General features: G+C 67.8%; 20 protein-coding genes. 13 read left to right on the top strand and 7 right to left on the bottom strand.

Annotated features, from left to right (window positions below; genetic code table 11):
- Nucleotides 1-348: 348 nt before the first annotated feature.
- Entirely contained in the window at nucleotides 349-663 is a 315-nt protein-coding gene (locus tag ACZ562_RS09205; RefSeq protein WP_471175486.1) for an AzlD domain-containing protein, read from the bottom strand.
- Nucleotides 660-1,355 (bottom strand): AzlC family ABC transporter permease, encoded by a 696-nt coding sequence (locus ACZ562_RS09200; RefSeq protein ID WP_471175484.1) that lies wholly within the window; start codon nucleotides 1,353-1,355, stop codon nucleotides 660-662. Before ACZ562_RS09200 ends, ACZ562_RS09205 begins: the two co-directional genes overlap by 4 nt.
- Before the next feature lie 68 nt (nucleotides 1,356-1,423).
- Between ACZ562_RS09200 and ACZ562_RS09195 the strand changes: the two genes are divergently transcribed.
- On the top strand, nucleotides 1,424-1,996 hold the full coding sequence (locus tag ACZ562_RS09195; protein WP_471175482.1) for a helix-turn-helix domain-containing protein: 573 nt from the start codon (nucleotides 1,424-1,426) through the stop codon (nucleotides 1,994-1,996).
- Nucleotides 1,997-2,141: 145 nt separating this feature from the next.
- Here ACZ562_RS09195 and ACZ562_RS09190 read toward each other — a convergent pair whose 3' ends face one another.
- Nucleotides 2,142-2,345, bottom strand: a complete 204-nt coding sequence (locus ACZ562_RS09190) for a cold-shock protein (protein ID WP_003992177.1) — start codon at nucleotides 2,343-2,345, stop codon at nucleotides 2,142-2,144.
- A 298-nt stretch (nucleotides 2,346-2,643) separates the two neighbouring features.
- Here ACZ562_RS09190 and ACZ562_RS09185 point away from each other — a divergent pair, with 298 nt between their 5' ends.
- Nucleotides 2,644-3,492, top strand: coding sequence for a menaquinone biosynthetic enzyme MqnA/MqnD family protein (locus ACZ562_RS09185; protein ID WP_471175480.1), 849 nt, complete (start codon nucleotides 2,644-2,646; stop codon nucleotides 3,490-3,492).
- 91 nt (nucleotides 3,493-3,583) lie between these two features.
- Nucleotides 3,584-5,296 (top strand): serine/threonine-protein kinase, encoded by a 1,713-nt coding sequence (locus ACZ562_RS09180; RefSeq protein ID WP_471175478.1) that lies wholly within the window; start codon nucleotides 3,584-3,586, stop codon nucleotides 5,294-5,296.
- 76 nt (nucleotides 5,297-5,372) lie between these two features.
- On the opposite strand, the gene ACZ562_RS09175 is transcribed toward ACZ562_RS09180, so the two are convergent.
- Nucleotides 5,373-9,932 carry an FtsK/SpoIIIE domain-containing protein gene (locus ACZ562_RS09175; protein ID WP_471175476.1) on the bottom strand — a complete coding sequence of 1,520 codons (4,560 nt, stop codon included), beginning with the start codon at nucleotides 9,930-9,932 and terminating at the stop codon, nucleotides 5,373-5,375.
- Nucleotides 9,933-10,176: 244 nt separating this feature from the next.
- Here ACZ562_RS09175 and ACZ562_RS09170 point away from each other — a divergent pair, with 244 nt between their 5' ends.
- From ACZ562_RS09170 to ACZ562_RS09150, 5 genes are all read left to right on the top strand, one after another.
- Nucleotides 10,177-10,485 (top strand): WXG100 family type VII secretion target, encoded by a 309-nt coding sequence (locus ACZ562_RS09170; RefSeq protein ID WP_471175474.1) that lies wholly within the window; start codon nucleotides 10,177-10,179, stop codon nucleotides 10,483-10,485.
- Between the two features lie 115 nt (nucleotides 10,486-10,600).
- A complete protein-coding gene (locus tag ACZ562_RS09165) occupies nucleotides 10,601-10,921 on the top strand; it encodes a hypothetical protein (protein ID WP_471175472.1) in 321 nt (106 codons plus the stop codon).
- A gap of 3 nt (nucleotides 10,922-10,924) precedes the next feature.
- Entirely contained in the window at nucleotides 10,925-12,328 is a 1,404-nt protein-coding gene (locus ACZ562_RS09160) for a hypothetical protein (protein WP_471175470.1), read from the top strand.
- A 35-nt stretch (nucleotides 12,329-12,363) separates the two neighbouring features.
- A complete protein-coding gene (locus ACZ562_RS09155; RefSeq protein ID WP_471175468.1) occupies nucleotides 12,364-13,026 on the top strand; it encodes a hypothetical protein in 663 nt (220 codons plus the stop codon).
- The gene (locus tag ACZ562_RS09150) at nucleotides 13,023-13,634 is read left to right on the top strand and encodes a hypothetical protein (protein WP_471175466.1); all 612 of its coding nucleotides are present in this window, start codon (nucleotides 13,023-13,025) and stop codon (nucleotides 13,632-13,634) included. The genes ACZ562_RS09155 and ACZ562_RS09150 overlap by 4 nt, the downstream gene beginning before the upstream one ends.
- Before the next feature lie 900 nt (nucleotides 13,635-14,534).
- Here ACZ562_RS09150 and ACZ562_RS09145 read toward each other — a convergent pair.
- A complete protein-coding gene (locus tag ACZ562_RS09145) occupies nucleotides 14,535-14,795 on the bottom strand; it encodes a hypothetical protein (RefSeq protein WP_471175464.1) in 261 nt (86 codons plus the stop codon).
- 316 nt (nucleotides 14,796-15,111) lie between these two features.
- On the opposite strand from ACZ562_RS09145, the gene ACZ562_RS09140 reads away from it, so the two are divergent.
- Genes ACZ562_RS09140 through ACZ562_RS09125 form a run of 4 tightly spaced genes read left to right on the top strand, consistent with a single transcriptional unit; the run spans nucleotide 15,112 to nucleotide 17,525 of the window.
- Nucleotides 15,112-15,366, top strand: a complete 255-nt coding sequence (locus ACZ562_RS09140) for a hypothetical protein (protein ID WP_471175462.1) — start codon at nucleotides 15,112-15,114, stop codon at nucleotides 15,364-15,366.
- 38 nt (nucleotides 15,367-15,404) lie between these two features.
- On the top strand, nucleotides 15,405-15,695 hold the full coding sequence (locus ACZ562_RS09135; protein WP_471175460.1) for a hypothetical protein: 291 nt from the start codon (nucleotides 15,405-15,407) through the stop codon (nucleotides 15,693-15,695).
- 49 nt (nucleotides 15,696-15,744) lie between these two features.
- Nucleotides 15,745-16,515 carry a hypothetical protein gene (locus ACZ562_RS09130; RefSeq protein WP_471175458.1) on the top strand — a complete coding sequence of 257 codons (771 nt, stop codon included), beginning with the start codon at nucleotides 15,745-15,747 and terminating at the stop codon, nucleotides 16,513-16,515.
- Nucleotides 16,516-16,568: 53 nt separating this feature from the next.
- The gene (locus tag ACZ562_RS09125; protein WP_471175456.1) at nucleotides 16,569-17,525 is read left to right on the top strand and encodes a hypothetical protein; all 957 of its coding nucleotides are present in this window, start codon (nucleotides 16,569-16,571) and stop codon (nucleotides 17,523-17,525) included.
- A 96-nt stretch (nucleotides 17,526-17,621) separates the two neighbouring features.
- Here ACZ562_RS09125 and ACZ562_RS09120 read toward each other — a convergent pair whose 3' ends face one another.
- Nucleotides 17,622-17,879, bottom strand: coding sequence for a hypothetical protein (locus ACZ562_RS09120; RefSeq protein ID WP_471175454.1), 258 nt, complete (start codon nucleotides 17,877-17,879; stop codon nucleotides 17,622-17,624).
- Between the two features lie 133 nt (nucleotides 17,880-18,012).
- Nucleotides 18,013-18,936 (bottom strand): hypothetical protein, encoded by a 924-nt coding sequence (locus ACZ562_RS09115; protein WP_471175452.1) that lies wholly within the window; start codon nucleotides 18,934-18,936, stop codon nucleotides 18,013-18,015.
- A 512-nt stretch (nucleotides 18,937-19,448) separates the two neighbouring features.
- Here ACZ562_RS09115 and ACZ562_RS09110 point away from each other — a divergent pair.
- Nucleotides 19,449-20,174 (top strand): SAF domain-containing protein, encoded by a 726-nt coding sequence (locus ACZ562_RS09110; RefSeq protein WP_471175450.1) that lies wholly within the window; start codon nucleotides 19,449-19,451, stop codon nucleotides 20,172-20,174.
- Nucleotides 20,175-20,177 lie beyond the last annotated feature (3 nt).

Raw genomic sequence — 20,177 nt, 5'->3', positions numbered from 1 at the left:
GCCGCCACTGACAGCCGAGCGTCTGAGCCACTCCACCCAGCACGGGCAGTCGGGCTTGCCACGCCGTTTGGCCCGGTGCTGGCTGTCGGGTGCCAGGCTGTTTGATCCGGTACTGGCAGTCGGGCTTGCCTCGCCGTTCAGCCCGGTACTGACTGTCGGGCGTGCCAGGCTGTCTGTTGGGCTTGCCTCGCCGTTCAGCCCGGTACTGACTGTCGGGCGTGCCAGGCTGTCTGTGGGGCTTGCCTCGCCGTTTGGCCCGGTACCGGCAGTCGGGCTTGCCTCGCTGTCGCCCGGTACTGGCAGCCGCGCCTTCCACGCCATTCCGCTCGCCACCGGCAGGCGAGCGTCCTACGCCACTCCGGCCGCCCGCAGCCCCGCGGCCGTCGCCGCCGCACCCAGTACGACGACCGTGAACGGCGCCCGGCGCCACGCCAGGACGCCGCCCACCAGCACCCCGGCAGGCCGCGCCCACCCCGCGAAGCCTCCGCCCTCGGTCAGCGCCCCCGTGGCCAGCAGCGCCGCGAGCAGGACGACCGCTCCCGCGGACAGCAACGCCCGCACCCGCGCGGGGGGTTCCACCCGGCCGTGCAGCGCCGGGCCGACCAGCCGGAAGGCGTATGTCCCGACCGCCAGCGCCAGGATCACGGCAGCCGTCGCGCTCATGCGGCGCCCCCGCGGCCGTGCAGGACGAGTCCGGTGAGTGCGAGGAGCACCGGCACGCCCGCCGGGACGGCCGGTGTCACCGCCAGTGCCACGGCGGCGCCGAGCAGCGCGGTCCGCCGTACCCGCGCGTCCTCGCGCAGGGCGGGCAGCACAAGCGCCATGAGTACGGCGGGAAAGGCCGCGTCGAGGCCGTACGTCGCCGTGTCGCCGAGCGCGCCTCCGGCGAGCGCCCCGGCCAGGACGCCCGCGTTCCAGACGACGAACAGGCCGATCCCGGAGACCCAGAACGCGGCCCGCCGCCGTACCGGATCCGTCTGGGCGAGGGCGAAGGCCACCGTCTCGTCGGTCACCAGGTGCGCCCCGGCCAGGCGGGCGAGCCGGCCCCGGCCGATGGTGTCGGCGACGGCCAGGCTGAAGGCGGCCGTGCGGGTGTTGAGCAGCAGCCCGGTGGCCGCCGCGGCGACGGGGCCGCCTCCGGCCAGCAGGACGCCGACCGCACTGAACTGGGCGGAGCCCGCGTACACCGCCAGCGACATCACCACCGGCACCCACACCGGCAGCCCGCCGGTCACGGCGATGGCGCCGAAGGAGACGCCTACGACACCGCTGGCGAGCCAGACCAGGGACGCGTCCCGGACGAGCTCCGGGTAGCCCCCGGGAGGCGTTCTCGGTGTTCGCTCTACCGTACGCATGTTCTCTATGCTGGACAGCAGAGGCTCTGTTCGTCAAGGCGAACGATCGTACTTCTGGAGCGAACGACATGTCCGATGCCGCCGTCCCGCCGTCCCGCCTGCCCCTCGACTGGATCGCCGCCTCACTGCGGCGCGAACGCACCCGCGCGGGACTGTCCCTGTCCGAGCTGGCCAAACAGGCCGGGATCGCGAAGTCGACGCTGTCGCAGCTGGAGGGTGCGAGCGGAAATCCGAGCATGGAGACCATCTGGGCGCTGGCGGTGGCGCTCGGGGTTCCCTTCAGCGCGCTGGTCGAGCCGCCGGCACCGGCCATTCAGGTGATCCGGGCGGGTGAGGGGCCCACGGTTCACTCCGAGCGGTCCAGCTACACGGCCGCGCTGCTCTCGGCGAGTCCGCCCGGAGCCCGTCGCGATATTTACTCCGTTCGGCTGGAGCCCGGCAGTGTGCGCGACTCGCGGCCGCACATCCCGGGGACCGTGGAACACATCGTGGTCAGCGCCGGACGGGTGAAGGCCGGGCCGCTGGGGGAGCAGGTGGAGCTGGGCGTCGGGGACTACATGGCGTACCGCGGGGACGTGCCGCACGCCTATGAGGCGCTGGCGCCGGGGACGGTGCTCGTACTGATCATGCAGCACATGTGAGACGGCCGAGGAGGGGCCCGGGAGGCGCCCGGGAGGGGCGGGACGGGCGGCGGGAAAGGCAGGAGCCCCGCTGCCGTACGGCGCGGGGCTCCTTGGGTACTGCTATCTGTTCCGGATCAAAGCACCAGGCTCCGAGACCGAAGACTCAGACGGGAGTGACGTTCTCCGCCTGCGGGCCCTTCGGACCCTGGGTCACGTCGAAGGAGACCTGCTGGTTCTCCTCCAGCGAACGGAAGCCGCTCGCGTTGATCGCGGAGTAGTGAACGAAGACGTCGGGGCCGCCGCCTTCCTGGGCGATGAAGCCAAAGCCCTTTTCGGCGTTGAACCACTTCACGGTTCCGGTAGCCATAAGCCCTCCTTGGGCCCAAAGGGTTGCCCTGCTCCAGAACCCTGCAAGTGTGAAAACAAGATGCCGCACAACTGCATACGTCTGAAAACGACGAGAGCCCGCGGTCACATGCTCCGCAGGCTCTGTACTGCAAGGGAAACCAAACTGCAACTTGCGGCGAGCCTAGCACGCGGGCAGCCGAAAGCAATAGAGGTCAAGATCACGTCACCCGGACGTTTGAATGCGTCGTGTCGGGTTGACCGGTGCGACGCGCCACCCTGGAGGCTGCACCGTACCTCAAAGGGGCTAGCCTCGCGATGTGGACAATTCTCGCACCCGGCCGCGCGTCGGCCACATCCAGTTCCTCAACTGCCTGCCCCTTTACTGGGGGCTCGCGAGAACGGGCACGCTCCTCGACTTCGAGCTCACGAAGGACACCCCGGAAAAGCTCAGCGAGAAGCTGGTGCAGGGAGACCTCGACATCGGGCCCATCACCCTCGTCGAGTTCCTCAAGAACGCGGACGACCTGGTCGCCTTCCCCGACATCGCGGTCGGCTGCGACGGCCCGGTCATGTCCTGCGTGATCGTCTCGCAGGTCCGGCTGGACCGGCTGGACGGCGCCCGGGTCGCCCTCGGCTCGACCTCGCGCACGTCCGTCCGCCTCGCCCAGCTGCTGCTCGCCGAGCGCTACGGCGTCCAGCCCGACTACTACACCTGCCCGCCGGACCTCAGCCTGATGATGCAGGAGGCGGAGGCGGCGGTGCTGATCGGCGATGCGGCGCTGCGGGCCAACCTGCTGGACGGACCGCGCTACGGCCTCGCCGTGCACGACCTCGGCGCGCTCTGGAAGGAGTGGACCGGCCTGCCCTTCGTCTTCGCGGTGTGGGCGGCCCGCCGCGACTACCTGAAGCGCGAGCCGGTCATCACCCGCCAAGTGCACGAGGCCTTCCTGGCCTCCCGCAACCTCTCCCTGGAGGAGGTCGGCAAGGTCGCCGAACAGGCGGCCCGCTGGGAGGCCTTCGACGAGCAGATCCTCGAGCGCTACTTCACGACCCTCGACTTCCGCTTCGGCGGCCCGCAGCTGGAGGCGGTGGCCGAGTTCGCCCGGCGGGTGGGACCCACGACGGGCTTTCCGGCGGACGTGAAGGTGGATCTGCTGGGGGCGTGAGTCCTGAAGGGCTGCGGCACTACGCTGCTGAGCAGGGGACGTACGGGAGAGGGCCGTACGGCTCACGCGGTACGGGGGAGGGATGACGCCAATGCAGCCGCTCGGAGTCGACGAGCCCAGCGTCGTGGGGCCCTACCGGCTGCTCGGCCGGCTCGGCTCCGGCGGGATGGGCCGCGTCTACCTCGGCCGCAGCGCCGGCGGCCGCACGGTCGCGGTCAAGATCGTGCACCCGCACTTCGCGCTCGACGAGGAGTTCCGCGCGCGCTTCAGGCGCGAGGTCGAGGCCGCGCGGCGGGTCGGCGGCGCCTGGACGGCACCGGTCCTGGACGCGGACCCCGAGGCGCCGATCCCCTGGGTCGCCACGGCCTACGCGGCGGGCCCGTCCCTGGCCGCGGCGGTCGCCGACGGCGGTCCGCTGCCGCCCGCGTCGGTACGGGCGCTGGGCGCGGGCCTCGCGGAAGCGCTGGCGGCGGTGCACGAACTCGGCCTGGTGCACCGGGACGTGAAGCCGTCCAACGTGCTGCTCACACTCGACGGCCCCCTGCTGATCGACTTCGGCATCGCCCGGGCCACGGACGGCACGGCGTCCCTGACCTCCACCGGCGTCTCGATCGGCTCCCCCGGCTACATGTCCCCCGAGCAGATCCTCGGCAAGGGGGCGACGGGCCCGGCGGACGTCTTCTCGCTGGGCGCGGTACTGGCGTACGCGGCGACCGGCGAGTCCCCGTTCCCCGGTGACTCCTCGGCCGCGCTGCTCTACAAGGTCGTCCACGAGCAGCCCGAACTCGCTCTGCCGAGCGGCGACTTGCGGGAGCTGGTGGAGGCCTGCCTGGCCAAGGAACCGGACCTGCGGCCGACCCCGGCCGAGGTGGCCCGGCGGCTCGCTCCCGAGGGGGCGGCACGGCTGGTCGCGGGCGGCTGGCTGCCGGGCGCGCTGGTCGAGCAGGTCAGCCGGGCGGCCGTACAACTGCTGAACCTGGAGGCAGCGGGGGCGACGCGGGAGACGGCGTCGGGGCCGGTGGGGTTCAGCAGTCCTTCAGTGGGGGAGTTCGGGCCGCCGCCGGTGATGACTGCGAGAAATCCGCCGGGTGAGCCTGCGAGTACGTCGCCGGGTGTGCCTGTGGCCGCGCTGCCCGCTGCCTCCGTACCCGAACCACGGGACGCTCAGCGGGAGGCGGAGACCGCCTCGGCCGCCGATCAGCGGCCCGGCAAGGTCTCCGTCAGCGTGGCGGCGACATCGGTGCCGGGGGACGGCGGGCGGGGCCGGAGGCTGAGCTGCACCGTGGCGCTCGCGGTCGCGGGGGCGCTGGCCGCGGTGACGGTGGGCTCGGTGTTCGTGTTCGACCTGCTGCCGGGCAGCAACGGCCATGACGACGCAGGCGCTTCCCACGCCGACGCCTCCTACTCCACGCCGCCGACCGGCAACTCGAGCGAGACCACGGGCCTGCCCGCCCAGGTCCCCGCCCGCTACCTCGGCACGTGGGAGGGCCAGGGCAGCGGCCTCGACGGCACCGTGCCCATGGGCACCTTCCGGCTGACCGTCCACCAGGCGGCCGTGGGCGAGGAGCTGGGCACGCTCCGGCAGACGGACATCCTCGGCGGCGTCTGCAATGACGTGCTCACCCTGAAGCGGGTGACGAGCACACAGCTCGTGGCCACATCCGTGGGCGCCAAGTCCAACCACGACGGCTGCAACCCGGCCGCCCACACAGTCCGCCTCACACCTGTGGGCGACGACCTGAAGTATGAGTCGGAGAGCTCGGCGGAGGGCAATCCCGAGGCGAGGATGCGGAAGGTCAAGTAGCCGCGGGCTTTCGCGTGAGAGCCACCGCATGCGTCACAAAGGTGTGACGGTCGCTCTCACGCAGCAACAGCCCTTCCTACAGTGGAGTCGTCACCGTGATCGTCTCGCCGTTGCCCAGGTGCAGCATGCCTTTGCCAGGTGCGACCGGGCCGCCGACCATGCTGCGGGTCGTGCGGATGCCGATGAGCTCACCGGCGGAGGAGTCCTGCGGGGAGAGCAGGATGCCGCGGCGGCCCTTTTTCGCCTCGACCTGCCAGCCGGAGAAGCCGCCGCAGACCTCCTCTTCGTCACCGCCGATGATCAGCGCAAGCCCGCGTTCCGTACCGCGCTGGATCAGCCGCTTGAACTCCCGCTCCGCATCGCAGTCCTCCAGAACCTCGCCGTCATCGACGATGACGGCGATCGGCTCCTCCGGTGAGGCCGACTCGATCGCCTCCTTGAAGTCGTCGCTTTCGATGTCGTCATCGGTGAAGACCTTCAACACGCCGTCCTGGCTTGCTAGTTCACGCAGCGGGGAAGGCCGGGGCGCGGCGATGACGATGCGCACGCCCTGCGCGAGGTACGAGCGGGCGAGGTTCATCAGTGTGGTGCTGCGGCCTGACTTCGCCGGACCCGCCACCACGAACGTGGGTACGCCCTGAGAGAGATCGGGTCCGAAGGCCATGATGTCGTCGCCGCCGATGCCGACCAGACCCCACAGCTTGGAGGCAGCGGTCTCCGCGTCCCGCATCTCCCAGGCTTCCGTGAAAGCGATACGGCTTGGCAGCACGTCGACCCGGAACGGGCGCCGCGCGCGGGGCAGCGCGGCGTCGCGGGCCGTGGCCGCCTCGCCGATCGCGGCGAGGGCGGCCGCCTGGCCCTGACCGGAGACGTCCTCGGACAGCAGCGCGAACTGTGTCTCGGTGGCCGTCTCGTTCTTGAAGCCTCTCCCCGGCGGGATCTCCTCGGGCACCTTGCGTGAGTTGATGCCGAGCATCGAGAAGTCCGAGCGGTCGGCGAGCCGCAGACCGTACTTCTCCTCCGTCAGTGAGGCCATGCGGCCCATCAGCACCTGCCGGTCGCCGGTGACGACCAGATGGATGCCGACGCTCGCTCCCTCGCGCATCATCGTCTGCAGTTCGTCAGTGAGTTCGCCGTGATTGTATTCGCCGAGCGTGGGCAGCCAGCCCTCCCAGCGGTCCAGCAGCACCACGACGTGCGGCAGCCGCTCCTCATCGGTGACACTGGCCCGCTGCTCCCCGATGTCCGCGAACCCCTTCTCAGAAAAGAGGTCCTGACGTCGGCTCAGCTCCCCTTTGAGGCGGGTGACCAGGCGCACGGCGCGTTCCGTCTGGTTGCGTGCGACGACCGCACCGCAGTGCGGCAGGCGCGTCAGCGCGTTGAGCGCGCCGTTGCCGCAGTCGATGCCGTACAAGTGGACGTCCGCGCTGGAATTGGTGCGGGCCAGCGAGCCGGCGATGGTCCGCAGGATCTGCGAACGGCCACTGCGCGGTGCGCCGCCGACGAGGAGGTGGCCGAATGAGGAGAATTCGATGACGACAGGGCGCCGCGCCTGGTCGGCCGGTAGGTCCTCGACGCCGTACGGCGCTGGGGGAAGCTTGCCCGAACCGGGCATGACAGCCGGCGCCTCGACCTCGTCGAGCAGCAGGGTCTCGGAGAGCGCTGGCAGCCACGGGCTGTGCTGGGCGGGGATACCCAGTGCCTGATTGGCCTCGCGAACCGCGTCCACCAGCACCTTCAGATCGGTGATCTCCTCCTCCTCACGCGCCTCCGCCTTGGGCTTGACGAGCGCAGCGCGACCGAGGTCGTCCCACTTGAGCCGGCCGGCCCACGGTGCGAGGGCCTGCGGATCTGCGGCACCGGGGCGGCGGCCACCGACGCGTCCCGACTGGAAGGGCACCAGAGAGGCGTGGCCGAGACGTACGTATGCCCGGCCCGGTGTGCTTTTGGAGATGTGGCCGGCTTCGGGAGAGTCGATGACGTCGCTGGACTCGCCGCCGTCGGTCACGCGCAGTGCGATACGGAGGTTGGTGTTGGCGCGGATCTCGGGGGAGACGACGCCGCTGGGACGCTGGGTGGCGAGTAGCAGGTGGATGCCGAGGGAGCGGCCTCGCTGAGCAATGTTGACCAGGCCGGTGACGAAGTCGGGCAGGTCACGCACCATGGAGGCGAACTCGTCGATGACGATGAGGAGACGGGGTACGGGCGCGTACGAAGGGTCGCGGCGCGCCAGGTCCTGGTAGTCCTCGATGTCCTTGGCGTCCGCAGCGGCGAGGATGTGCTCGCGCCGTTTCAACTCGGCGCCCAGCGACTCCAGTGCGCGCTCGACGAGGTGGGCGTCGAGGTCGGTCACCATGCCGACGGTGTGCGGGAGTTTGACGCAGTCCTTGAACGCTGAACCACCCTTGTAGTCGACGAGGACGAAGGTCATGTTCTCGGGAGTGTTGGCAACGGCGAGTGACGCCACGATGGTTTGCAGCAACTCCGACTTTCCGGATCCTGTGGTGCCCGCGATCAGACCGTGCGGGCCGTCGCGCCGCATGTCGATGCCGAACGGACCGTCATACGACTCACCGATGACCGCCATTGTCGACTGTCCGCCCATCTGCCAGCGCGCCGCGATGGCGGCACTGGTAGGCGGCTCCAGTTGGAGCACGTCCAGGAGGCGGCTCGCGCCGGGCAGAGCGGAGTCCTCGGTCTCGCCGCTGATGTCCCGCAGCGGTGACAGCGAGCGGGCCAGCCGGGCGCACCAGGCGGGCGAGACGAAGTCGGGGCGGACCTTCCTGACCCGGGCGGTGCCCGTTTGTTCGACGCGCAGTCGCAGTTCGAGCGCCTGCTGTGGGCCCGTCTGCTCCTGGTCCGTGGCATTCACGTGCCAGGCCTGGAAGGACGGGAAGCCGCCCTGAGCCGGCTGGGCGGGCCTTGCCTGCGTGGCCGCGGAGGTAGTGGTGTACTCCTGAGGCCTTGGCTCGGCGATGACCACGGCCTGGCACTCGCCTGGCAGGAACCGCTCCTCAGAGTCTAGGCATATCGCGTATATGCACACGCCCGGGCCCTCGCGCAGCAGGCGTACAACACCTGGCATGGAGCGCAGCCGCCGTGAGCCGTCCCAGAGCACCACGATGTCCGGATCGCTGAAGGCCGCCTTGCGGCCGTCCTCCTTGGCCGCCTTCTGGCGGGCGTCGAGCAGCTGGGTCAGCTCGCCGATGCGGGCACCCACGGTCTCTGCATCCGTGCCGATCAGGAAGTTGGTGTCCTGGCCCCCGCCGGGGCGGGAGTGCGGAAGCCAGCGCACCCAGTCCCAGCTCTCCTGGGCGCCGTGCTCCGTGAGGATGTAGAACTGCACGTCGAGCGGACTGTGCAGCACGGCGGTCTGTGCAACCAACCAGCGACCCAGCGCCTGTGCGGAGTCGCCCGGTCCTGCGATGCCGACGACCCCTCGCTCCTGCAGCGACAATGCCACGGGCGCGTCCTTGATCTGCCAGGTGACCTCGCGCTTGTGGTCGTCCTGTTCGGGGTCGTCGAGAACGACTTCGGAGGGAAGTTCACCGGTGCCGACCCGCAACAGGAGATGGTCGGGGTCCGTCCTGCGGCGCTCCCACAGCCGGGTGCGCGGGCCGGTGCTCAGACCGAGGACGGCCGCCGGGTCGGGAATGGCCTGGCGCCGATCAAGCCGTTCGGCGACAAGCGCCTGCTGCGCGTCCTTCTCGATCCTCTCCTTGTGTTCGTTGTACTCCTTGACCTGCTTGGCATGAGACTTACGCCCATGCTTCTTGTCCATGAAGTAGTTGCCGAACAGGATCAGAGGGCTCAGCAGAGCCATGATCAGGTAGTACCAGCGGCCGAAAATCGCCACAGAGACGACGGCGCCGACAAGCGGCGTGACCGCCATCAGCCACGGCAGCGGCCGCGCCTCGTAGTCGCGCGGCGGCGCCGGCAGCCGGAATCTGGTCTGGCGTTCCGGCGGCTGGAGCCGGGGCGGGCGGTTGTAGTCGAGCCCAGTCCCGTCGTCGGACCACTTGAGGGCGGCGTCCGGCGGCGAGTACCGCTCGAGTTCGAGCAGCGTGTTCCCGACGGCGATCTGACCGCCGAGCGGCCACGCGTCTGCGTCGATCTGCTCCCCGTCGAGCGTGACGTCGTCTTGGTCCGCGTGTACAGCGACCTGACACGTTCCGTCGGTTGCAACTGACAAGGTCAGTGCTCGCTGCGGGACTTCGGGATCGTCGACACGGAGATACGCGGCCGGGCCGCTGCCTATGTCGTACCGGCCGATACCGAGCCGATGCACGGCACCCGCGCCGGGCCCGCCTGCGACGCGCAGTTCGACCACTCCGGTGGGCTCGCCGGGCAAGCAGCCAGCGGGGTCGTGCAGGCTGACGACAGCGCCCTCGCGCAGTGGTGAGGTGCCGATCGTGGCCGCCGGATCAACGGGATACCCGTCGACGTACGCCACGGGGGCGCCGCCGCCTCCGGGCTGGCGCTGCCCGATGGGAATAATCTGTGCACCACCGCTGTATCCGACATGAGCGGCGAGTTCCTTCGCGATGTCCCCCATCGAGGACTCAGGATCCGCATCGAGTACCACGTCGGCAAAGGCGCCACCGAGCGGGTCGACAACGGTCAGAGTCAGGCGCACGATCGTCCTCCCCAGGCACCTGAGGCCCTCCCGGAACTCGGGCCACAGTCCCTACGACGATAGCTTCTTCACCCTTCTCGCAGGCAACGGCAAGTGTGTTGGTTCGCAGAAGGCTGTTGTCGGATCCGGGGTGTGCTCCTGCAAGCGGTCTGCGTAAGCTGCTGCCCCAGCGGACGATCACATCATCCGCATCAGGAGCCACGGGGGTTGGCCCTGCGGCAGGTCGAGCTACGGAGGACGCCACATGGCCGGCGGCAAAGACGCAGATATTACATATGACGAGATGCATAAGGCGGCGACCAAGCTGACCGACGCCAAGGACAAGATCGACGAGAAGCTGGATGCCCTGGAGCGGTACATCCAGCAGCTCGTCAAGGACGGCTACACCACCCGCAAGGGCTCGCAGGCGTTCGAGGACTCCTTCACCGAGTTCAAGAAGGGTGCCAAGGACACCATCGACGGCCTGACGGGTATGTCCAAGTTCCTGACCAGTGCCGCCAAGGCCTACCAGGACTTGGACGACGAGCTGGCCAAGGGCGTCAAGGGCAGCTGAGCCCGGCTCGCGCGATCAACCCGGTGCGACGGGGCGAGCAACGCCCCGTCGCACCGGGATTCTTCGGTTCATTAAGTTATTCATGTGACTCTGCATCAGTGCACACGGGGGCACCATGGGCGGCGAAGCCGATCACACTCGGCTCGACCTTGACGTGATCAAGGGCATGGGAACAGGGCTCGGCAATATCAAGAAGGCGTTCGACGGCCTGGAAGATCTGCACGACAAGTACGAGGACGACTTCGGTAACGGGGATCTGGCCGACAAGTTCGAGGATTTCGCCGACAACTGGGAGCTCAGCCGCAAGAGGCTGACCGACGAAATCGACGCACTGGCGCAGATCGCGAAGGCGGCGGCGAAGGCGTACGAGGACATCGACCATCAGCTGGCCGAGGCGATTCGCGGCGCCGATGACCCGAAGAAGAAGGGGAAGTAGCCCATGGCGGGACGGCCGCGCGACTGGCACCCGGTCGCGGACAACGACCCGATTCCCGGAGATCCGGACCGCGTTGCGGCCCTGGGCAAGCAACTACGCAAGACTGCGGACGAACTTGCGCGGCAAATCCGCAATCTCAAGGCAGTTGCCGAAGTGGACGCCTGGGACAACAAGTCCGGCAAGGAGTTTCGCGAGAAGGCCAAGGGGAACGTCAAGAAGCTTGAGGCTGCCTTCAAGCGGTATGACACCGCCGCCACGGCCATGGGTACGCGAGTCGACGAGGTGGGTGGCGGCCACCAGGACAAGCTGCACGCGAGTCCCACGAACTACGCCTCCGACCTCAATCGTGCCCAGGAAATGGCCGATGCGGCGCTGAAGGACGCCAAGGACGCCGACGAACGCAAAGGCGCGGCACAGAAGAGCCTGGACGGCTTGTCGGGCAAGGATAAGAAGAAGGAAGACCTCGACAAGGACCGCAAGGACTTCGAGGCCAAGCGGGACGCGGCCGGTGACGAAGTCGACGCCGCGCGCGAGAAGATCAACGATGCGAAGAACGTTCGTGACGACGCCGCCAAGCGGGCTCGGGAGTCCATTGACGCGATCATCAACCACGATTCGCTGAAGGATGGGTTCTGGGAAACCCTCGTCGCTAACATTGCGGAAGTCACGTCGTGGATCGCCACGGTATGTGGGATCCTATCCCTCGTAGTGGGCTGGATTCCTGTGATCGGACAGGCCCTGGCCGGTGTGCTGGGTGCCATTGCCATGGTCGCAACATTGATCAACTTTGTGGCCACGTTCGTCCAGGTCCTTCAGGGCAACGCCGAATGGCTGGATCTTGGAATGGCGGCCCTCGGCTTCGTCTTGATGGGGGTCGGCAAAGGGTTCTCCAAGATTGCGGGTAAGTTCGCCAAGGGTGCTCTGGGTAGGCTCGGCAAGGCTGGGGTGGCCCGAACCGCACGTCAGATCAGCCGCGCCAACAAGAACCTTCGGAGGACGGCCGCCAGTCGGTCCACTCTGGGTAAGAGCGACGTGTGGAAGTCGATCAAGGAACCGTTCACGGAACCCTTCTCGACCAGCGCATGGAGCAACAACCTCAAAATTCTTAAGCCCTTCAGTGGAAACTACGCGAAAGCCGGCAGTGAGTTGGCCGGCCGAGGCGGGGGCAGCGGCTTCCTGAACGGCCTCAAGGGTATTCCAAAATCCTTCTCCATGGCCGACCCCGGTGTCGCGTCCGACCTGAAGTCGGTCAAGTTGGGAACAGCGGCCCTGGGCGGTCAATTCGACGCCAATGCCGTCAACCAGATCTCCAAGTCGGCCAGCCGCCTGTCCGTCGTCGGGGCCGGTATTACGCTGGGTGGGCTGGGCCTGGACGGAAACCTCCAAAAACTCGTCGGCCTCGGCTGAGAACACGACTACGCCCGCACGGGAAAGGACAGAGCATGGCCCCACCGGATGACGGCGCTCCGCTGGACGAGACCTACGAGTGCACCTTCGAGTTCCAGCCAGGTTGGATCGACCTGACGCTGCGCGAGGGTACGAAGGCTGAGGCCAAGGCACTGGCCACGGACGTCGTGAACCGCCTCAACCCGCTCGCCCTGGAGATCGAGAACGGCGCGGTCTTCGACGACATGGTCGAGCGTGCGGTTGATCTCAATGCGGATGTCCCCACGCTCGCGGCGGCGTACTACTCCGAGGCGGGAGAAGCTCTGGCCAACCTCATGGTTGATGGGTATGGCGACGAGGGCGTGTCGCGTCCCGGCGTCGACGAGGTCATTCCGATGATTCTGGAATGGGCGAACGCCGAGGTCACGGGCGACCCCGAGATCACTCACCTTGAGCTGCCGGCTGGACCTGCCGTGCGCGTACAGGCCATGCTCAAGGCGAAGCGCATGCTTGGCTTCGGCCGGAAATTGACCGAATTCATCAAATATGCCGTCTTTCCGCCTGGCATGCAGAGCCTCATCGTCGTCACTGTGGAGTGGGAGAAGATCGCCCTCACCGAACAGATCGCGGCGCTGGCCGACGAGGCCGTACGGACAATGACGATCACGCCGCTCGATGCGGAAAACGCCACGGCTCCGGCCGACGGAGGCACCGAATGAAGACGGCAGACCAGTTCACGTCGCGGCCCACGGACTACCGCCTCATTGTCCCCGACGGCTGGTTCCAGATTCCGCTGGATCCCGACGACCGCGATCGTGGAATCGTCGCTCTCGCCGAGCTGACATTCCGCGGAGTGGACAACGCTCCCCACCTGAAGAAAGAGTTCATGCTGGACCTTCAGCGAAAAGCCAAAGACGCGTATCGGGTCGGCGGCACCGAACTCTATCTCTCCACAATGGCGATCGGCCCCGTGCCACTGGCATCGTCGCTGCTCATCAGCGTGCCGGGGCCGGACGAATGGCCGCAGACCTCGGATGCCGACGAAATGGCCGAGCACATGGCCGGGCAGGATCTCGGAGAAGGCGGGGAACTGGGCGTCGTGGCGTTGGAAGCGGCGGGCAAGGCGGTGCGCCACCGTCGGCGGGAAGCAGCGGATCCCGAGGCACAAATGGGGAACACTCTACCGACCACGTCCCTCACGTACTACGTGCCGATTCCCACCACCACGCGCTGGCTGATGCTGAATTTCTCCACCCCCGTCGACCCGCTGGCGGACCAGATGGTGAAGCTGTTCGACACCGTTGCGGGGACGCTCCATTGGGAGTGAAGGAGGAAGAGGAGGAGCAGCAGGGCAGCGGGTCCCGAACGCGCCCGGGGCTTGGGGGCGTAGCGGCTGTTACGGGTGCCGTTGCTGCGGTGGCCGTGATCCTACTGACGGTCGGCACCTGGAAGTGGTTCGTCCGGTCGACGGCCCCGACGCTGTTGGGGTGGCCCGGTGCGTCCTGGGTCGTCGGCGGGGTCTTTGGACTGATGTCGGCCATCGGCGGAGCCTGCGGAGTCCACATCGCGGTCCGGTCCCCACGCGCCAAAGGCATGCGCAGGGTCGGCCAGGGCATCGGAGCCGCCATCTGCACGGTGGCCGCCTTCGGTCCGCTCACGTATGTGCTGAATGCCCTGCCTGGCAAGAACTGCCGGTCATACCAGGCGGGTTGTGAGTACATTCCGGGAACGGTCAGCGCGGTCCTCGCGTACGTAGTGAGCGGGGCTGTGATGGCATTGTTCCTGCACCGCAGGTCGAGGGACAGGGCCGAAACGCAGCGAGCCCAAGAGCGTGAGCGCCTACGGAAACTGCGCAAGCGCGGCATGGGCAAAAGCCGTGCGGCTGTGACTCGTCGGCATTGACTCCCGGCTCGGAATTGCCGCCGCACCAACGTGGTCGGTGTCTTCCCCGACCGCACTACCTGATCCGCCTGGTCGGCGCGGTGCGTATTCACGCCATGCCGGCTACTCACTCCTTCTCCCAATCGGGGTTTCGCAAGCAGTCGGTATTCGCTGACGCACCGAACCTGGGTAATCTCTCCGGAGGTGAGCTTGAACGGCCAGGCATAAATGTGACGCTGCCGAAGGTGCCGGGCTTCTGAGGTACGTCTCGTAGCCGTCGGGGTGGCCTGCCGGGGTTGTAATCGGCCGCTTCTTTCGACATTCCACCCGTGATTGGTCAGGTACTTCACGGTCTCCTGCACCAGAGTCTTAAAGTCCCGTTTGTTCGACCGTCGCCCGTGAGGTTGTAGATGGCCGTCGAGGTTCGCTTGCTCCCGTCCTTGCTATCGAGGATGTCCAGGCCACCGCAGTCCGCCGCGCTGGCGCTCTCGTCGAGTTCGGCATCCGGCATCGTCGACTTCAGGGCGCTCACCACATCAGGTGTCATTGCCTTCAGAGCCTGGTCGTACGTGTGCTTTGAATCCTTCCCGGTCTGCCCTTCGGGCATTCTGAACAGCTTGTTACTCCGCATACGAGAGCAGCAACTGCGACCGTCCTCAATATGTGGTGAGCTTGCATTTGCTTGTTCCGTACTGCCCCTTGCTGTGGCGTGACGTTCTGGCCTGTCGGATGCGCGGCCAGGTCGACCGAGGGGCGGGAGGCGCCAGGCGAATGAGCGGGGTTTTCTACGAGCTCCAACGCGCCTGGGTGAGGCGGACGCTCTCGACATCAGCTCGCGCTCGTCCTTGAGGGCGTGTACACGCGGAACCAGTCGCTGCCTGGGCGATTCTTGAACCGCCTCAGCGGTCTCTAGGGTCGCAAGCATGGAAGAGTTCAGGTTCGAGCTACAGCGGTTCACCAACACCGTGACGTCCAGAAACCAGCACCACGTGTCCTTCTGGCGAGGCGACGTCGGTGGGCTGGGCGCGGTGGAGCTCGCCGTTCCCGCGTTGGAGGTCGTGCCCGACGCTGATCGCACCGTTCGCAAGGGTGCCATGGTGACCGGCGAGAACATCCCTTGTCCGCCTACACGGGGCTGCCGTACGGCGGACGCCCCCGGCTGGCGCGGGGGCGGTTGAGCGTTGCCGGGCAGGATGCGACCGTCTCGCGGAAGACCATGCGGACGAGCAGGGGCGGGCGGGCGCTCAGGATCTGGGCAGCGGGGCGGGAGTACCGGTACCGGGAGGAGGGGAACCGGCGGCGTCACGTGCTGGAGCGGCCGGAGTCCCGGATCGTCATGGTCCGTTCCAGTCGGGCGGATACGACGAACATTTCAGGGTCGGCACATGAAGCCGTGGACTCCGTGGACATCAGTCTCGCGATCCTGTTCGAGGGCGTGTACATGCCTGTCGCTGCGCGGGCGCTGATCTCGATGCCGGGGCGGCTCATGGACCGGCGGGGTGACTAGCCGTTCTTCTCGCGGTGCATCAAGTGGCTTTTCTGTGAAGGGGACTTCCATGAAGTTCACAGAGTCGCATCAGTCCCATGAGGCGCTTGGCCTCGCAAGCGCCTCTCGTGGGATCATCCCATCGCACGCCGACTACCTACCTCGGGGGACGAACGCCATGCTGACCACGCGACAGAGGGCGGCCGGGGCCGGCCTTCTTGCTGCCGTCGCCTTTTCTGTGACTGGTTGCAGCAGCGATTCGGGCGGCGGCTCGGACAGTGACGAGATCGCGGGAGCGGAGTCGGGGGAGACGACTTCCCCGTCGCCGTCCGCGTCCGAGTCGGCCGAGAAGAACGCGCCGACCTTCGCGCTTCCGTCAGACATCGACGTGACAGTCGAGCAGGATCCGACGGGGGACGCCACGAAGGACGCGCTGCTGCGGGACGTTGCCTACTCCGCCCAGGCCCGGCTCGAGGCTTTCGCAAAGGGAAACGGGCAGACGACCAACATGAATCGTTACTTCGCGGCGTCCGCCCTCACCTACTGGTCCGAGCGCGTCGCGACGGTGAAGAAGCAAGGGCTGACCGTGACGGGCGCCTACCGGTTCTACGACTTCGAGGTTACGGATGTCGCGGACGGCAAGACGGCAGCGGTTCGCTACTGCGAGGACCAGAGCAAGGCGTACGGCAAGAACATCAAGACGAACAAGGTGCAGCGCACCCAGCCGAGCGACAAGGACTTCATCCTCTACACGCTCCAGGCTGTGAAGGACTCCCGCGGTGACTGGCAGGTGGGGGTGCAGAGTTGGAAGAAGGGGGACGCATCTTGCGTGCAGGGATAGGTAGAGGCGCTACTCGTCCGGTTCTTCGGACAGCCGCCGTAGTGAGCCTCGTCATGGTGCTGGGAACGGGATATCCGGCTTACGCGGGTGACCCCACGGTCGGCGGTGACGAAGGAACCACGCAGCCGGACCAGAACTCCGGCGCCAACTCCGGCAACGGAACCATCGGTGCCCACATCCAGATCCACCAGAGCAAGACCGGTTCGAGCGGCTCCAGTTCCACCGCCACGTCTTCCAACGCCAACTGGAAGCCCCCGGTCTGCTGGTACGAGCCGATGTACACGTCAGACGAGTACGAGGAGTTCATCAAGACCGCGTACAACGGCGCCGGCGAGCCTGCGGCGAGTTACGCCGAGAAGCGCGACAAGGAGAAGTACCACAAGGGCGACGACGGCCTGTGGTGGCAGGTGAAGTTCCGTAACGACGACTACACCACTGCCTGCCCCGTCACCACCGACAACTGGGAAATCTTCGTTCCGCCGGCGGACCCGCAGCCGGATCCGAACAAGCTGACCCCGGAAATTCTCTCCGAACTGGCCTACAACTCCACCAAGTTGCCCACGCCGCCCGTGGTCCTCAGCCCTGGCGCGGACCGGCTCATCGTGAACCTCGGTACGCGCGTGAAGTTCGCGGGCGACTTCGACCGCGTGTGGACGACAGCCAGCATCAACTACAAGGGCGTCCAGATGGCCGCGACCACCGTCGCGACCCCGGTGGCGCTCAAGGTCGACGCCGGTACCGCCGACGCCGACCCGCAGACGTGCACGTACGACCTGGTCAGGGGCGACGGCGGCTACACGGTCGACAGCGAGGACGCGGGCTGCAACGTCACGTACCGCCGCTCGTCCGGAAGCGGCACCTACCCCTTCAAGGCGTCGATCACCTGGAAGGTCACCTGGACCGACTCGGCCGACCCGGACGGGCCGGCACGGCAGCCGGCGCTGCCTGACGGGCTGTCGACGTTCGAGCAGGACGTGGCGGTCAAGGAGATCCAGTCCGTCAACCGGTAGCTGACGCAAGTGATAGGGGCCTCTTCGCCTGCGACGGCGAGGCCCCTCCGCGTGGCTGCCGCCGAGTCCCAGTCAGCGCCGCTGGCCCGGCTTGAGTCAGGCCGGTCCCTCCGTGAACAGGTCCTCGGCGGTCTCGGCGGTCAGGGCGTTGGTGAGCCACGTCCTGAGTGTGTCCAGGTCCGTGCACATGGTGATCCGCTCGCGGACCTGCTCGGGGACCTCGATGGCGCGTGTGGTGAGGACCAGCAGGATGTCTTCCGCACGGCCTTCGGCTCGTCCTTCGGCGCGCAGACGTTGCGAGGTCTCTGAGCGGAAGAAGGAGAGATGAGCTCTCCGGCTTGGCGTCCGAGTCACCGCCCGAGCAAGCGGTCAGTACGGGGGCAAGGGACAGGGATGCGGCGGTCGCGCACAGGGCGGCTCGCTTCATGCGGAGCTCCTCGTAGTACCGACGCATGTACCGACGCATGTACAGATGCATGTATGGGGGCTAATCGTTCAGCAACTTCCTCAGCACCGGCGACAGTTCAGGCACCCGCGCCCCCGCCGCCTGTGCCGCCGCGACGGCCCTTACGTACGCCACGGCCTCGGCCCGCAGCCGCTCCTTCTCGCTGCCCTGGCGGGCGCCCGCCAGCCAGACGATGACCGCGAGGGGGACGAGGGCGAGGGCTCCGTAGCCGATCGGGGTGCCCTCCGTCGACGCCCAGAGCGCGCCGCCCGCACCGGCGAACACCAGCAGACAGCCCCCCTCGTTGTGCCAGCCGCCCGCGTCGGCGATCCGCTCGTACTCGGCGACCGCGGCGGGCTTCGGCGGGAGGGCCACCGGATTCGGCGGTACTGCGACCGGAGCGGCAGGAGCGTGCTCAGGAGCCGCCTGCTCCTGCCTGACCTCGGCTCGGCGCGGCGCCGCCTTCGGATACGACGGTATCGGCGCCGCTCCTTTCCCGCCGCCGTCCGCCGACCTGCCCTCCAGCCAAGCCGGGACGTGGGTCAGCGCCAGGCCGTTGGCCCGGGCCACGCCGAGGACTTCGCGGTATCCGGTCAGCGCGGGGTGTGTCAGCTCGCGCTTCCAGCGGCTGCGGACGTGAGCGAGCGCGGCCACGGCCACGATCAGGAGGGGGCCCGCCGGGCCGTACGCCAGCACCGGCTTTCCGGCGAGCGAGGGTACCGCGGGGGCCAGGACCGGCCAGATCGCGCCGACCGTCAGCGCCAGGGCGCCGAGCCACACGAGGGGACCGCGCTGTGTCGCGTTCAACACGCGCCGGCGCTCCGCGAGCAGCGCGGTCACGGCCGCGTCGTCCGTGTAGTCGACGCCGGTTCGCGCACCGATCGCCTCGACGGCCTCCAGCACCCGCGCGTCGGACGCCAGCGTCGTCCCGCCCACCGGAAGCAGGCCGGCCTGAATCCCTGTCACTGCCTCACCCCCGTTTCCCGTTCCCCCGTTTTCCGTCTTCCTGTATCCCCGTTTCCCCGTTTCCCCGTAGTCCGCCACCTGCGCGGCGTACGTCGAGCGGCGGGGCCGGCAAAGATCATGGCACGGCGGATCCACGGCTTCGTGAGCGGTTCGTGGAGGCATCATGGCCGCCGCGTGACGAACGCCCTGGCGGCGGCGGGATGTCGGACCGGTGGCCGATTCGCTCCCGCACAGCGAACCGCCCGTCTCGGGGAGCTGTTCAACGGGGCCGCGTGCCCGCTCAGTTGCGGAGGGGGAACGGCGCGCAGGGTGAGCCGCGTGACGCCGGACGCGCCTTGAGGGGCTTATGTGCGGCTGATACGGTGCCATGGCTTGACACTCACCCCAGCGATGGCTATTCGGCCAGGTCGGGCGGTAAGTCCAGCACGTCCCACAGGGGCGGTCGGGGGTGAAGTGTCTGTATTTGCAGAGAATTTGACAGACATTTTCTTGGGTGTACGGGGAGCGGTTGCGTGAAGATCCAGGAGCGTACGGGGGCGGGCGCGGGACGTTCCGCGGCTCCGGCTCAGCCGTCGGTCGGTGACCGGCTTCCCATTCCGCCTCGCGAGCGCAAACCGGCGTTGGCCGCGCTGGCGGTGCTGTTGATCCTGGTCGGTGCACTCGGGGCAACGATGCTCGTGCTGCAGGCCGGGGACCGGATCGAGGTCGTCAAGGTGACGAAGGAGATCCAGGCCGGAGAGTCCGTCAGTGACAGCGACGTGACCTCCGTGATGGTCGCCGAGGACGACAGCATCAACTACGTCGAATGGTCGCAGCTGGACGCACTCAAGGGTCTCAAGGCCAAGTCGACGATCTACCCGGACACGGTCGTGATGGGGCAGATGTTCGCCGAGGGGGAGAGCCTTCCCGCCGGCAAGGCCGCCGTCGGCGTGGCCCTCAAGGAGGGCCAGTACCCGGCGGACATCAAGGCCGGCGACACCGTGGCCGTCTACAACGTCGACACCGGCTCGGGCAGCTCGAACAACTCGGACTCCGACAGTTCCGACTCCACCTCGACGTCGGCCGGCGGTCTCATCGTCGACAACGCGAAGGTCAACACCAAGACCGAGGCCAGCGACGCGACGGTGAGCACCGGCAACCTCTCGCTGACGCTGCTCGTCGACCAGGACGACGCCGCTGCCGTCGCCAAGGCCGCATCCGCGAGCGCGGTCGCCATCGTGCACGTCCCCGGCAACTAGAAG

Source organism: Streptomyces sp. NPDC040410 (assembly GCF_055595715.1).
Note: the sequence above shows the minus strand (reverse complement) of the source record. Positions and strands in the feature narration are given on the sequence as shown.